The following is a 12,989-nucleotide window of genomic DNA, read 5'->3' on the forward strand; positions in this document are numbered from 1 at the left end:
CAAAAATATATTTGATCAACCTTTCCATGCTCTTTAAAGCATATTAATTAATATTTCAGGTCTTCCCCAATTCATTTCGTTACAAACAAAGCGTAGTTTTTCTTCGTCCATTGTGTGTAACCCTTCTTCTAATAAGCATGAAATTGGAACTTCACAATGAATTTGCGCTAATTGTAAAGAGATATTTAAATTCTCTAAATCACTTTCAATTTTTGTGCGCTGCGCTTTCGTTAATGATGCTATATTTTCTAGCACTGCCGATACTGTCCCGTATTCTTGAATCAGCTTATACGCTGTTTTTTCACCAATACCTTTTACACCCGGATAATTATCACTTGTATCTCCCATGAAAGCTTTCGCATGAACAATTTGCCAAGGTTCTACACCTTTCTCTTCCATGATTTTTTCCGGTGTGTAATACTCGTAATTTCCAATTCCTTTACGAAGAAGCATAACTGTAACATTCGTATCAACAAGTTGAAGTAAATCTGTATCGCCTGTCAAAATATAAACTTCCGCTTCATTGCAATATTGTTTTGCAAGCGTACCGATACAATCATCCGCTTCATAACCTTTCATACCGATTACAGGCATAGATAATTTCGCAGTCATTTCTTGCACTAAATCAAATTGCGGAATTAATTCTTCCGGCGGTGCTGCACGATTTGCTTTATAATTCGAGAAAGATTCCGTTCTAAATGTCGTACTTCCCATATCCCAGCACGTTACAATGTGCGTTGGTTCGATTGCTTGTGTTGCTGTTAATAAATGCTTCATATAACCATGAATCCCATTCGTCGGGGTACCATCTTGTCGTTTCATAAATTGTCCATATACACTTGTTGCGTAAAAAGCACGAAATAATAGTGCCATACCATCAACTAATAATACTTTTTTCATAATTCCTCTCCTACTAACAAAAAATAATAACCTCACGTTATCACGTAAGGTTATATATAGATTACCATTCTACGTTTTTGTTCAACTTTGTCTATTATACATTGTTTTTGTATATTTAGCATCATTAACACATTAAGACATTCTACCGCAACAAGTATGAAGTATTCCTGAATACGTATTTTTACCTGTCGAAACAACTACAGCCTTTGCATTTCCGTCAACAATATACGTACCTTTGAAACATACATTTTCAAGTTCAAGTGGATTATAGTCTTTCATCCGTTTTAATGGAATAAATCGTTTACGTTCAAGATGATAGCAACTTTCAAATTTCTCAATACTAGCATCGTTTCCTGTCAGCATAGATTCATTTACTAATAAATCATTTGCATAAATAATACGTACATCTGCTGGCACTGTATCGCCCTCTGCAAGAAAAATCATATCTCCAGGTACAAGCTCTTGTACTGGTAATTTCATCATTTTTAGTTCACTGTTTAGCCCTGTTACGCTACAGCCAGCTACTCTAGAAACAGTAACTGTTTCACATTGTAATTCATCACCCATATTTTGTTTTGAAAGACCTGGGATCATTCCACTTAGCTTCATCATTACTTCCGCAATACGCGCTCTTTTTGAAGTTAATTCATTTCGTCCGTATACTTGAATACGCTTTTGTGCCTCTTTCATAGATAGTCCGTCTCTTGTTGTTTTAAAATACGCAAATACAGATTTTACATCCCTTGTTGCGATTTCAATTAATAAATCTTTATTTTTTTGAAGCATTGTTTGTTCTTTCATTGCTTTTTTACTTAATTTATACGAAGTGTTACCCACACTTTTATTTACATATAACATATTATCGTCTCCTCCTTTACAACATAGGAAGAAACGCTTTGTTTCTCAATTTATCCACTTTACTGTGAAAGTGTCTAGCGCTTAAATACTCGAATAAACGCTACATTATGATAAATATAGAGGGAGGAACAAGTCGTTTCCTGCCTACATCATATATTTTTGATTTGAAGTATATGGGTAACGGAACCGAGTCAGAATTTGACATGCTCCTCACCTCCTCTTTAATTTTTTAGTTATAATCTATACTATGAAATTATTCATAGTTTGCTAACAAAAAAGACCCTTACTCATAAGAGAGCAAAGGTCATTGCATACACAAATAAGCGATTCCTAATATAATACAATTAGAAATCTATGGACCTCTCCCTCGCCGAGTTTTAGCACTGTATAGCATAGGTTCATTACCAGCTACGTTAAGAAAAACCTTAATTCGATCATTCCTGTTGACCCATTGGCGTCTCTCGACATTTTTGGGCAGTAGCATTTCTCTATACAGGAGCCTCACCTAACAGAGACTTATTATAATTACATAGAAAATGTTACTCTTATTTAAAATAGATGTCAACACTTTGTATGGAAACTTGTCCTTATTACAATAACTATCTCGAGTTTAGTACACTAATACGCATCCTGCTCAGCGTTCGGCTACATAAATTAATTGAACACATATTGCAAAAAATTAGCAAATGAAAAATAAAACCCTTACGTTAAAATGTAAGGGTTTTAATACGTTACACAACCAGCAATTACAATTCCGATGGAAAGTGATAAAAACATAAGGAAAAGACCAACTGCTTGATTATCTTCTTCAAGACTTTTATTAATATTAAAACGTGGTGTAAGCCATTCCGCTAAATAAAAGACAATAATTTGAGCTAAAATCCCAACAGCTCCCCATGAAACCATATCAAGAATTGAAATAGAATTAGCAGCCGTTGAATATAAAACGATAGCAAGACCAAGTAGTCTTCCTCCAAGTACATAGCTTACCGCTTTATTCCCTTGAGCCATTAACTTAAATTCCTTAACTTTCGTTGTCACTTCCATAAGAAAAAGACCGATACACAAAAGTACAAGTGATACTGCTAAATATAGTAAAAAATTAATCATTTATTTTCCTCCTTCTTAATACCTACCGGTAAATAATACGATTCATTTCCCGTAATTTTTTCTCCGGCACGTATACCGATGCTGCTCGCTTTTCCAGCAATTAAAAAAGCCCCAAACACGTACGACAGCTTCTCAATTCCTTTTTCAGTTTCCAAAAATACAACTGGAAGCTCTGTATATTTCTGAAATATAGGCAGTGACGATTTATACGTTTCATGTGCATTTCGAATCATAATATTTGTATCCTTATCACGAATCGTAATCGTGTCACCTTCCCTACCGAACGAAGGTTTTTGAACGAACGGACTTTTCCCAAAAAATAAATCTGGCTCTAAATATGTAGGAAGCATATATTCTTTAATCCACTTTTGTTCCTCACTTGTGTAAAAAGCACCTTCTTCTGCTAATCCCCAAATAAGACATTGAATTGATTTCGGCTGAAGTAAAAAGGCCGACAAAGGATTTATAATAAAAAGCTTTCCTTCTTTTACAAGTTGCAAAAGTTCTACTCCCACCAAATCCCCCGTTTCGGGATCTTGATCTTCAATTAAGTCTTCAATTGGATATGTTTGGCGATACAAAACATCAATTGGTACACCATCTCTATCTACTAAAGCATCATCTGTAATTCTAAGTTCTGTCATTGGCATTACTTTATTTTCAACATGACATAGCCTACTCAAATACATAGTCGTATTCCAATCTTCTATATGTTCAGGATGAGCTGTGAAAACAACATTTGGATCTTCCATTCCTTTTGTAAACTCCATTACGGCTTTTGTAATACCAGAAGAAAGTAAGCGCTCTTGATTTGCATTTGGATCATCATAGTCAAGTTCTTCACAAACTTTTCCATTCATTTGAAAGCATTCCACAATAAAAGTTGGAGTATCACTATTAAACTCAAGCATTTTAATACGATTATCCTCTGTTAAAGCAAAATCAAATCGTGAAATAACAGATTCAGGATACATCCCTTTCAGTCTAATAAAAGGCAAGCTTGCAGTTGGAAAACCGAGTTCAAGAAGCTGTTCATTAGATAAATTCCGAAGAATTCTAGCAGTCTTAAAAAATATTTTCCCCATTCGTTCAGTTGCTACTTGTAATTGTTTCATCGTTTGCTCTGTTATCGGGAAAACATGAAACAAACTATACTCACATTCATATAAATCCGACCAAAAATTCGGATATTTCGAATAAAACTCTTTTCGATCCCTTATGTATTGCGACATATGTTAGCCCCCAAATCCTCCCTTTGAACCGCTTCCAATTCCACCTTTAAATTCGGCCGAAGATTGATAAGTTTTAAACTCTGATGAATTTTTGAAGGTGGATTTATTTTGATAGTATGTACCACCATAAAAGTAATGTCCACGATAACCTGAACTACTATCATCACACTGCCAAACACCAAGCTCATCATCCCAATCCCAATCAGAACAACTATTATCATTCGGTTCGGGGGGAATATCTTGCGCGCAGCCAAATAAAGTGCCCGTCATTAAAGATGTTAGGACACCACCTACTAGCCATTTCGTTTTTGTCACCTTTGCACTCCCCTTTTTAAATTATATTTCTATTATATAAGATGTCATGATAAAGTAGAAGAAAAAGGAAGAAGAGGGATAAAATGCGATTGGAATATCGGCTCAATGATGAAACAAACGGGTATCCAGCTTTATGGAACTACGCAAATATTTCTAATTCTGAAATTGTCGCGCGCATGACTTGTGAATATTTTATAAAAGATGGAAATACATATATCGTTACTGCAACTTCAGTAGATCCAGACGGAACAGCAGTGTTATATATACAAAAAGAAGTTTTTTCCAACGACCCTTCAGATCCTACATACTCGCACATAGGTTTTGAAATTAGAGAACTAAAGGAAACCTGCTCAATTATGATAGAAAGTAAAGATATTTGGAATTACGAGGATATCTTACCCTCTCTCCATTCAGATATTATATATATTCAACGGGATGGAATACATTTGGAATTCACCCTCGATTCAAGAGAAATTGATGAAGACCGCAAGTGCTATATTTATTATGGGAACTTTACAGGTAAATCGAGATAACATGAGTATATTTATTCAACAAAAAAACCTTACGTATAAAACGTAAGGTTTTTTATATAGTCCCACATATGCCGTTATCTATAGATGTCCATAAACCTGCTCTCACAGGTGGATGTTCTCACAAATGTTTGTAACTTCCTTCTTAAAAAGATGGCCTGCTATCTACATTTAAATATTGAACTTCCGCATTATACTTATTGGTTTAAGACATACACAAGCTACGTACACCGTAGGAATTTTATATACTATTAGTTGAAATAAGACCCCCGCAAGTGCCGTCTCTCGTAAATGTCCAAAAACCCGCTACTCGCAGGTGGATGCCCTCACAGTTACCGTATATCTTCCTCCACAAGGAAGGCTTGATAATGGTCACTAAATATTGAGCTTCCGTAAAACTAACATCGGTTTTAGACATAAATAAGTTACGCACACCGCAGGATGTATTATTTACTTGTCGTTATATTATCACATTGTTTCCAATGTGTAAAATATAATTTTTTTGAAGCAATCTCTTGCTTGTGACCTTATTTTAATACAAATTATTTTTGCATGCAAGTGATTAATCTTCTTCTTTTGCAATTTGATTTTCTGGATAAGAAATCCAATCACTCCAGCTACCTGTATACAATTTAACATTTTGAAAACCAGCTAATTTTAATGCAACTATGTTCGGACACGCTGTAACACCAGAACCACAATATACGATTGTTTCCTTCTCTTTATCAAGATTTTGGAAACGCCCTTGCTGTTCCTCTTCGTTTTTAAAGTGTCCCGATTCTAAAATCCCATCTTTCCAAAAATAGTTTACTGCCGTCGGAATATGCCCTGCCTTCGAATCAACGAGCTCTTCCGCACCAGCATAACGTTTTGGTTCCCTAGAATCAATTAATGTCATATTTGCACCTGCACGAATTTTCCCTCTCACATCTTCCATCGTTACAAGCATATTTTCTTGTATTTCCGGTATAAAAGGTTTTCGTGCAATAACTGGGATATTCGGCGTTGTGTGTAATCCATTCTCTTTCCAAGCTGGAAATCCACCGTCTAATATATACACTTTCTCATGTCCTACATAGTTTAATAACCACCATAAACGAGAAGCCATTGCACCAGCTTGACTGTCATACGCAATCACTGTCGTATGTTCATCAATCCCGGCCTGTGAAAGCTTGTCTGCAAACTCCTCAATATTTGGCAACGGATGGCGGCCACCATGTTCTGCTACAGGACTTGATAAATCTAAATTTAAATCAAAATATAACGCATGAGGAATATGTTCTTCCTCATACTTCTCTCTACCCCAATTAGGATTCGCTAAATCAAATCGACAATCGATTATACGGACATTCTCATCTTCTATATGCTCACGTAACCATTCGACTGTAACAACCATCTTTAACGACCTTCTTTCTCTTGCAAACGACCTACATACTCCATAACCATATCTTTTGTAACAAGTTTACGCTGCAGTGTAACACCATTTTTTGCAAGATCATTAATTTGCTTTGTTACAACATTAATGATATCAACCGAAAATTCTTTCCCCTTTGACGCAAGAGATACGGCTGCTTCAATAGCTGCTTCACGCTGCGCATCTAATTGTAAACATGCTTTTACACTTTCATTTTGTTTACGAGAATGTGCTGTAATTGCTTTATGTACTTCCATCTTCTCTTCCCCCTAAATAAGTTATACGTTCTTATTCAATTCCATTGCAAGCCGAATCATATCACGACATACAATCCCATTTTCAATAATCTCTTCTTCATAATGCTTTGAAAAGTAATCAAAATCAATAGAAAAAATACGAAATCCACATTTTTGATATAAAGCAAGTTGTGAAACACTAGAATTGCCTGTACCAACTTCAAGTTTTGACATACCATATCCTTTAGCAGTTTCTACGGCATGACTTAATAGCTGCTTTCCAATCCCTTTTCCTTGCAAATGCTCTACAACCGCAATATTCATAATTTCCATTGTCCTTGGTCTTGTTTCCAAAAGCACATATACACCGATGATTCTTTCTTCTTGTTTAGCTATATACGTAAACCCACTCTGTACATATGCATCAATTTGGCTTTCACTTGGATCAGCAAGGAGTAATAAAGATTTCGGTATAGCTTCTTTCGAAATACGCTCTATGACAACAGACATAAAAATTCCCCCTCCTCTATTGTTCTAAACCCCCCTTGTCTACCATAGATAATAGAAAGGAGGGATTCACCATGGACAACAATGAGAAAAAATGCAACGTCATCTCTATTGATGGAAAGAAAAAGAAGAGCGACACATATTCCTATCCAAAATTAGTAGTAGAAAACAAAACGTATGAGTTTTCTTCATTCGTCTTATGCGGTGAAACACCAGACGGCAGACGCTTAGTTCTTACCCATATGATTTCTACTGATGAGTTTGCAGGGTTTGTAAAATCTTTAGATACTGTACTACAAAAGAAAATTGAACGAATCTTTTTTTCATAACAGCTATTTAATATAAATTTCTTTTTCAATTTCTACTAACTGCTTTTGTAGCTCTTCTTTACTTTGTTCGTATAGTGATACATCAATTGTTTCAGCTAAAGCGAATAATATACTTTCATAATAATTCTCAACATCTTGCTGCATCACCTTTTGGAATAGGTTCCATTTTGCATCCCACTCTTGCTTATAATGATGAACAAATAAATCTTCTTCATCAACTACATAGTTTGATACGAAAGGTTCTAACACTCCTTTAGCGTCTTCTTGCATAAAAGCTTTATCATTTTTTTCAAAAAAGCTTTTCTCATTTTTAAAATGTGCTAGTGCCTTTTTAAAATCTTTTATTTCTATTGAAGGAAACGGCTCTTTATGTGTAATAATTTTATATTCATAATCCACTGTTCCACCCATAGAAATCGATTCATTTTCCACTTTGCAATTCACAACAATTTCATCCTTTGCACGCTTCATCGCTTCATCTATCCATTTTTCAAGACGTAATGATGTCGCACGCATTTCTTGTAATAAATCATGTTGAATAAATGAAACTAATTCCATTACACATTGCTGCAACTGCATTTTCACATTCCCATCTGTTCGTAACGACGCCGGATTAATAAATTCAGTAAACACATCGTTATAGCGTAAAAATAGACGTTGGTGTACATAATAAAGCAATTCTTTCACTTCATTTTGCATTGCTTGCTCTTCAGCAAGTACACTATATGATGAAATAATATGAAGTAGCTGATTACGCTCTGCTTCATATTTTTTTGTTTGCTTCTCTTTCTCATCATTTCCCTGCTTTGCGCCATTTATCATATTTACAAGAAGCTGATTCGCTCCTTGTAATGCACCATATAAAGCATGCACAGATACAAGCATTAAATCCCTCATCATAAAGGACGTAAATGATTCTTCAAACTTAGTAATCCCGGAGTTTTGTAAAATACCATACTTTTCTTTATCAATACTTTTCCCTAGCTTTTCTTCAAGCGCACATAAACTTGAAATTGCAAATAAACGTGGATTTCTAATACCGTATTGCAGGAGCTGATCCGCAATATAACCTTTTACCATTTCAAGTTCTTCTTCAGATTGCGCTAAATCGGCAGCATTTATTAAGAAGAACATTTTATCAAGTGCAAATGTATCCTTTACACGACCGAGCTGAATTAAAAACTCACGATCTGCACGAGAGAAAACATGATTATAGTATGTTACGAATAAAATAGCATCTGCGTTTTTAATATACTGGAATGCAACATCCGTATGACGCGCGTTAATAGAATCCGCCCCTGGTGTATCTACAAGAGCTACTCCTTGCCTTGTTAAAGCACAATCATAATAAAGCTCCATATACTCAACAAAGCATGATTTTTCTTCATTAGCTACATAATCAGAGAACTCCTCTAACGTAACTTGTAATTGTTCCCCTAAATGATTAGCAACTGCCTCATATCCTTTTTGTACCGCTCGCAAAAAGCTAAATGTTGTTTTTTGCTTCCCGCTTGGTGAAGGGTATTTCATAATTTGATCAATTTTCGTTAACGCTTCTTCCAATGTAGCAATTTCATAGTGAAACATTTTATAAACAGCTTTCATATCTTCTAACAGCGCTTGCTCTGATTTAAACTGGACAATTACCGTTCCATGTTGTTTATCTTCTGTAACTGGCAAAATTTGATTTATTGTTGCTGTCGTTGGGTTTGGCGATACAGGAAGTACCTTTTCACCGAGCAATGCGTTAGCAAATGATGATTTCCCAGCACTAAAAGCTCCAAATAACGCTACTGTAAATTGCTTCGTTTCTACACGCTGTCTTTTTCCAACTACTTCTTGCTGTAGATGTTTCAGTGTAGGCAATGGATCTAATATCGTTTCAGCTTTCTTCACTTTTTCTAATATACGCTGAATATTTAAAGCTTTCGTTCCTTTAATCTCTTCTTCACTAGCCGCTACGTTATCATTTACAATTTCTTGCTCTTGTAGTTTAAACTTCTCACTAACAACTTGTTTTTTACTTTGTAATATTTCGTCTATTTGCAATCCATCTGGTATAGAAACATTTTCATTCCAAATATCTCCTAAATAGCTCTCATATTTCTCATACGTCTTAATGTACTGTAATTTTGTTTCTTTTGCTGTTTGTAACATCGTATATTTTTCAATTTCTTCTTCAATACGAGCAATCTCTATCTTCACTTTCTTCTGCAATATACCCGTACTTTTTCCAAAGATTTGCTGAGATTTCATAAAGTATCTTTTCTTTAACTCATTTGCAACGTCAGCAGTATAAAGAAGTAAGTAATCACCGGTAAATCCAGCCCCCTGTTTAATTGTTTCAGCCAACACTTCCGGTCCGAAAGCAATTTCTAACGCATATATGTCTTTCCCTATTTCCTCTGTAAATAACCCTTTTTCTTTTAAGAAGGCTACAATAAATTCTTTCACATGAAAATCAAGTTGCGTTTCAACAGTCTTTTGAAGAGCAGAATAAAAAGCATCTACACGTCTCTGTTTTTCTTGCTCCGTCTTTCCTTTCGCAAATAACAAGCCAACTTTAAACTTCGTTAATTTCGTTTCTAAATATTTATTTGCCAATTCTCTCATTTCAAATGGCATTAAATACGCGTTATCTAATATGGCTTGTAAACCTTTTATAAATTCATTTCTCACATCAGATTCTTTACTAGCCACCCGATTTTTATTTTCAGTTAACTCTTCCTTTTTTTCAACTATCTCTGAAAGTGACAGTGGTGATGTTAATTCTTCTTCATATTTCATGAGATGTTTTTCATTTTCAGAAAGAATAAACGAACAATGTTCTTGCAGTAAATATTCTGTTTCTCGCTCCATTCCCTTTCTTACATACTGCTCTTTTTCTTTCATGATAGAAAAGATTAATGCTTCTAAACTTTGAATTTCATTGTATGGATGATTCATCATTCGCAATGATGTATAGAAAATACCATCTACTTCAATATCCCAGTTAGAAAAAGACTGTTTTACACTATCTCTATACTCTTCAAACGATAACTCATTTGCTTTATGTTTATCTATTTGGTTTACAACGAGATAAACCGTTTTATTACGTTGTTTCAATTCTTTAACAAACTGTAAGTTAACCTCTGATTGGACATGGTTATAATCCATCATATAGAAAATAACATCTGCTAGATGCAGTGTTGATTCCGTCGCTAATTGGTGGGCATCATCCGTAGAATCAATTCCGGGCGTATCAACTAACATAACCCCATCAGGAATTGGCGCATCATTTCGATAAATATGAACACCAATTACTTCATCACCGTCTTTACATATTTGTTTTAATTCTTCTGCTGAATATGCGCCGTCATATTCATACTGTTCTCCTGACTTAATCGTTACAACAACACGATCAGATCCTCTTTCAATTTTAACAACGTTAGCACTCGTTGGAATCGGACTTGTCGGTAATAATTGCGCTTTATATAGGTGATTCATCATTGTCGATTTCCCCGCAGAAAAATGACCACAAAAAGCTAGCATAAGCTGCTCTTGTTTATATTTTTGAATCACTTCAAACAACTTCAAACTATTCTCTACATCGCCGTTTTTTTGCCACTCTTCATAAAAACAAACAAGTTTTTTCATACCGTTTGTCTGTACTATGTTTGTCATCCCCTTGTTCCCCTTTATCCAAGATGTATATACTTTATCCCGCTATTTGTGGGCAGTAAAAACCCGTTTCGTGCGGGCTAGTAATCAGTGAGGGATAGACCTCCCCGCTGATTAAAGTTTCACTTTATTATCATACTAAATTTTCAGCATATTCACATCAAAAATAAAAAATCCCTTTCATTCTTTTTACAAATGAAAGGGATTTTATGTAATATTATTCATTTTGTTGTTCCTACTCCATTTAAAACATACTTTGTAACACCAACATATATAGCAATCGTTCCTGCAACAAGTGCATACACCATATTAACACACCAACCTTTTTTTGATAATGATTATCACTTTTGAATACATTTTATCATTAAAGAGAATCATTATCAACAAATTTCTAAAAAAAGAAAGCTCCTTCGGGAAAAGGAGCTTTACTGCCTGTTTTAAAGAAGTTTAAAACTTGCTGTGCACTCTTATTATATCTCATAATGCACATCTTAGCAGTTTTAAAAATTGGAAATTACCTATATACCCTCCTCTTTACATTTTGTATAATAGAGTGAAACTGTAATTAGTGGGGATATTTCCCATCCCCACTAATTATTAGTTGAACCAATCGGGCTTTTACAAGCAGCCCGACTCCCACCTAACTTCCTCGTATTCACTGAATTTTGAGGTGGGAGTCTTACTGCTTGTTAATGCGGGATAAAAGGGAATTACTTAACAAGGAGGAAAATAATGACACAAAATATTTCACAAGGCGAGAGGATACATTCCATCGATATTATTAGAGGAATAGCTGTACTAGGTATTTTTCTTGTTAACTGGCCTGTTATCGCTGGGATCGACTCACGTGATCTTTCAGGAGTCTATGAGGGGCTAAATAGCTATATCCGTCTATTTTACGATATGTTTATTCAAACAAAGTTTTATACTATCTTTTCGTTTTTATTCGGCCTAGGCTTTTACATTTTTATGACTCGTGCTGAAGCGAAAACGGATCGCCCAAAAACTTTATTTGTTCGTCGCTTGCTCATTTTATTATTATTTGGTTTCTTGCATTACGTTCTTTTATGGGACGGAGACATCTTACATAGTTATGCCATCGCTGGATTTTTCTTATTGTTATTTTATAAGAGAGAGCCTCGTACTATTTTAATATGGGCATTAGTTTTACTAAGCATTTTTCAATTTTTCATGCTAATCGCTAGTATAGTGGTTGCCTTAGTACCAAAGGCAGAGTTAGGGTTTTCCTTACCGATCATGCCACTTGAAGACTGGGTGTCACAAATACAAAATCGTTTCCATGCATTTTATTCTGAAGGAATTGGACTAAATGTATTCATGCTCCCAGAAACAGTTGGACTATTTTTACTTGGTTTATACGCCGGCAAAAAAGATATTTTCCGCCGCACGAAAGAGTTAGATCCAAAGCTTAAAAAATGGCAAATCATTATGTTCATTTTGACATTACCAATGTGGTTCTTCATGATCCGTTACTTCTTATCAAAACCATCTTATGAACCATTTTATATGCAGGCCTTTACAATGTTTAGTGGAAAAACATTATTCATATTCTACATTTTCACGCTCATGCGTTTATTACAAAAAGAAAGATGGCAAACATTATTACGTCCGTTCCAATATGTCGGACGAATGGCGTTAACAAATTACATCACGCATACGATTATTACGTTACTTGTATTCGGCCTATTTTTCAAAAATTATTATCCCGCTCCATTATGGGTAGGACCACTATTTTGCATCGGTTTCTACACGTTGCAAATCTTTATTAGCCGCTGGTGGCTGTCACGTTATCAATATGGGCCACTTGAGTACATTTGGCGTCTTGGTACGTACGGGAAAATGATGCCACTTAAAAAGAAAAGCAAGGTCTCATAATG

At 35.1% G+C, this 12,989-nt stretch carries 13 protein-coding genes, 2 other RNA genes and 1 riboswitch; of the genes, 4 read left to right on the forward strand and 11 right to left on the reverse strand.

Annotation, left to right across the window (positions count from 1 at the left end; genetic code table 11):
• Window positions 1–33 precede the first annotated feature (33 nt).
• The 5 genes from MKX66_RS11705 to MKX66_RS11725 all read right to left on the reverse strand — a co-directional run bounded on the left by MKX66_RS11705 (window position 34) and on the right by MKX66_RS11725 (window position 4,415).
• A complete protein-coding gene (locus tag MKX66_RS11705) occupies window positions 34–900 on the reverse strand; it encodes a 5'-3' exonuclease (protein WP_002135339.1) in 867 nt (288 codons plus the stop codon).
• Window positions 901–1,032: 132 nt separating this feature from the next.
• Window positions 1,033–1,758 carry a P-type ATPase gene (locus MKX66_RS11710; RefSeq protein ID WP_002011924.1) on the reverse strand — a complete coding sequence of 242 codons (726 nt, stop codon included), beginning with the start codon at window positions 1,756–1,758 and terminating at the stop codon, window positions 1,033–1,035.
• Between the two features lie 354 nt (window positions 1,759–2,112).
• Window positions 2,113–2,278: riboswitch (M-box (ykoK) riboswitch) on the reverse strand.
• 203 nt (window positions 2,279–2,481) lie between these two features.
• The gene (locus tag MKX66_RS11715) at window positions 2,482–2,868 is read right to left on the reverse strand and encodes a DUF350 domain-containing protein (RefSeq protein ID WP_002086561.1); all 387 of its coding nucleotides are present in this window, start codon (window positions 2,866–2,868) and stop codon (window positions 2,482–2,484) included.
• On the reverse strand, window positions 2,865–4,100 hold the full coding sequence (locus MKX66_RS11720; protein WP_016101460.1) for a glutathionylspermidine synthase family protein: 1,236 nt from the start codon (window positions 4,098–4,100) through the stop codon (window positions 2,865–2,867). Before MKX66_RS11720 ends, MKX66_RS11715 begins: the two co-directional genes overlap by 4 nt.
• 3 nt (window positions 4,101–4,103) lie before the next feature.
• A complete protein-coding gene (locus MKX66_RS11725; RefSeq protein ID WP_002126505.1) occupies window positions 4,104–4,415 on the reverse strand; it encodes a hypothetical protein in 312 nt (103 codons plus the stop codon).
• Between the two features lie 83 nt (window positions 4,416–4,498).
• On the opposite strand from MKX66_RS11725, the gene MKX66_RS11730 reads away from it, so the two are divergent.
• Window positions 4,499–4,948 (forward strand): hypothetical protein, encoded by a 450-nt coding sequence (locus MKX66_RS11730; RefSeq protein WP_002030848.1) that lies wholly within the window; start codon window positions 4,499–4,501, stop codon window positions 4,946–4,948.
• 55 nt (window positions 4,949–5,003) lie between these two features.
• On the opposite strand, the gene ssrS (MKX66_RS11735) is transcribed toward MKX66_RS11730, so the two are convergent.
• From ssrS (MKX66_RS11735) to MKX66_RS11755, 5 genes are all read right to left on the reverse strand, one after another.
• A non-coding RNA gene (gene ssrS / locus MKX66_RS11735) (6S RNA) lies at window positions 5,004–5,187 on the reverse strand.
• Window positions 5,188–5,208: 21 nt separating this feature from the next.
• Window positions 5,209–5,391, reverse strand: a non-coding RNA gene (ssrS, locus tag MKX66_RS11740) — 6S RNA.
• A 116-nt stretch (window positions 5,392–5,507) separates the two neighbouring features.
• Window positions 5,508–6,341, reverse strand: a complete 834-nt coding sequence (locus tag MKX66_RS11745) for a sulfurtransferase (protein WP_016101461.1) — start codon at window positions 6,339–6,341, stop codon at window positions 5,508–5,510.
• 2 nt (window positions 6,342–6,343) lie between these two features.
• Window positions 6,344–6,616: a YpbS family protein gene (locus MKX66_RS11750; protein ID WP_002030845.1), complete on the reverse strand. Its 273-nt coding sequence runs from the start codon at window positions 6,614–6,616 to the stop codon at window positions 6,344–6,346.
• Between the two features lie 21 nt (window positions 6,617–6,637).
• Window positions 6,638–7,105, reverse strand: a complete 468-nt coding sequence (locus tag MKX66_RS11755) for a GNAT family N-acetyltransferase (RefSeq protein ID WP_002189027.1) — start codon at window positions 7,103–7,105, stop codon at window positions 6,638–6,640.
• 71 nt (window positions 7,106–7,176) lie between these two features.
• Between MKX66_RS11755 and MKX66_RS11760 the strand changes: the two genes are divergently transcribed.
• A complete protein-coding gene (locus MKX66_RS11760) occupies window positions 7,177–7,431 on the forward strand; it encodes a DUF3931 domain-containing protein (RefSeq protein ID WP_000369740.1) in 255 nt (84 codons plus the stop codon).
• Between the two features lie 3 nt (window positions 7,432–7,434).
• On the opposite strand, the gene MKX66_RS11765 is transcribed toward MKX66_RS11760, so the two are convergent.
• The gene (locus MKX66_RS11765; RefSeq protein WP_326996390.1) at window positions 7,435–11,094 is read right to left on the reverse strand and encodes a dynamin family protein; all 3,660 of its coding nucleotides are present in this window, start codon (window positions 11,092–11,094) and stop codon (window positions 7,435–7,437) included.
• Between the two features lie 192 nt (window positions 11,095–11,286).
• On the opposite strand from MKX66_RS11765, the gene MKX66_RS11770 reads away from it, so the two are divergent.
• Entirely contained in the window at window positions 11,287–11,442 is a 156-nt protein-coding gene (locus MKX66_RS11770) for a hypothetical protein (protein WP_002030839.1), read from the forward strand.
• 381 nt (window positions 11,443–11,823) lie between these two features.
• A complete protein-coding gene (locus MKX66_RS11775; RefSeq protein ID WP_326996389.1) occupies window positions 11,824–12,987 on the forward strand; it encodes a DUF418 domain-containing protein in 1,164 nt (387 codons plus the stop codon).
• Window positions 12,988–12,989 lie beyond the last annotated feature (2 nt).

This window comes from Bacillus sp. FSL R9-9530, assembly GCF_038008145.1.
Taxonomy (GTDB): domain Bacteria; phylum Bacillota; class Bacilli; order Bacillales; family Bacillaceae_G; genus Bacillus_A; species Bacillus_A mycoides.

What these genes read in the sequence shown, in the direction of transcription:
- MKX66_RS11720 (WP_016101460.1), bottom strand. Translation starts at nt 4,100, where the DNA reads ATGTCGCAATACATAAGGGATCGAAAAGAGTTTTATTCGAAATATCCG.
- MKX66_RS11765 (WP_326996390.1), bottom strand. Translation starts at nt 11,094, where the DNA reads ATGACAAACATAGTACAGACAAACGGTATGAAAAAACTTGTTTGTTTT.
- MKX66_RS11750 (WP_002030845.1), bottom strand. Translation starts at nt 6,616, where the DNA reads ATGGAAGTACATAAAGCAATTACAGCACATTCTCGTAAACAAAATGAA.
- MKX66_RS11710 (WP_002011924.1), bottom strand. Translation starts at nt 1,758, where the DNA reads ATGTTATATGTAAATAAAAGTGTGGGTAACACTTCGTATAAATTAAGT.
- MKX66_RS11745 (WP_016101461.1), bottom strand. Translation starts at nt 6,341, where the DNA reads ATGGTTGTTACAGTCGAATGGTTACGTGAGCATATAGAAGATGAGAAT.
- MKX66_RS11730 (WP_002030848.1), top strand. Translation starts at nt 4,499, where the DNA reads ATGCGATTGGAATATCGGCTCAATGATGAAACAAACGGGTATCCAGCT.
- MKX66_RS11715 (WP_002086561.1), bottom strand. Translation starts at nt 2,868, where the DNA reads ATGATTAATTTTTTACTATATTTAGCAGTATCACTTGTACTTTTGTGT.
- MKX66_RS11705 (WP_002135339.1), bottom strand. Translation starts at nt 900, where the DNA reads ATGAAAAAAGTATTATTAGTTGATGGTATGGCACTATTATTTCGTGCT.
- MKX66_RS11755 (WP_002189027.1), bottom strand. Translation starts at nt 7,105, where the DNA reads ATGTCTGTTGTCATAGAGCGTATTTCGAAAGAAGCTATACCGAAATCT.
- MKX66_RS11775 (WP_326996389.1), top strand. Translation starts at nt 11,824, where the DNA reads ATGACACAAAATATTTCACAAGGCGAGAGGATACATTCCATCGATATT.
- MKX66_RS11760 (WP_000369740.1), top strand. Translation starts at nt 7,177, where the DNA reads ATGGACAACAATGAGAAAAAATGCAACGTCATCTCTATTGATGGAAAG.
- MKX66_RS11770 (WP_002030839.1), top strand. Translation starts at nt 11,287, where the DNA reads ATGAAAGGGATTTTATGTAATATTATTCATTTTGTTGTTCCTACTCCA.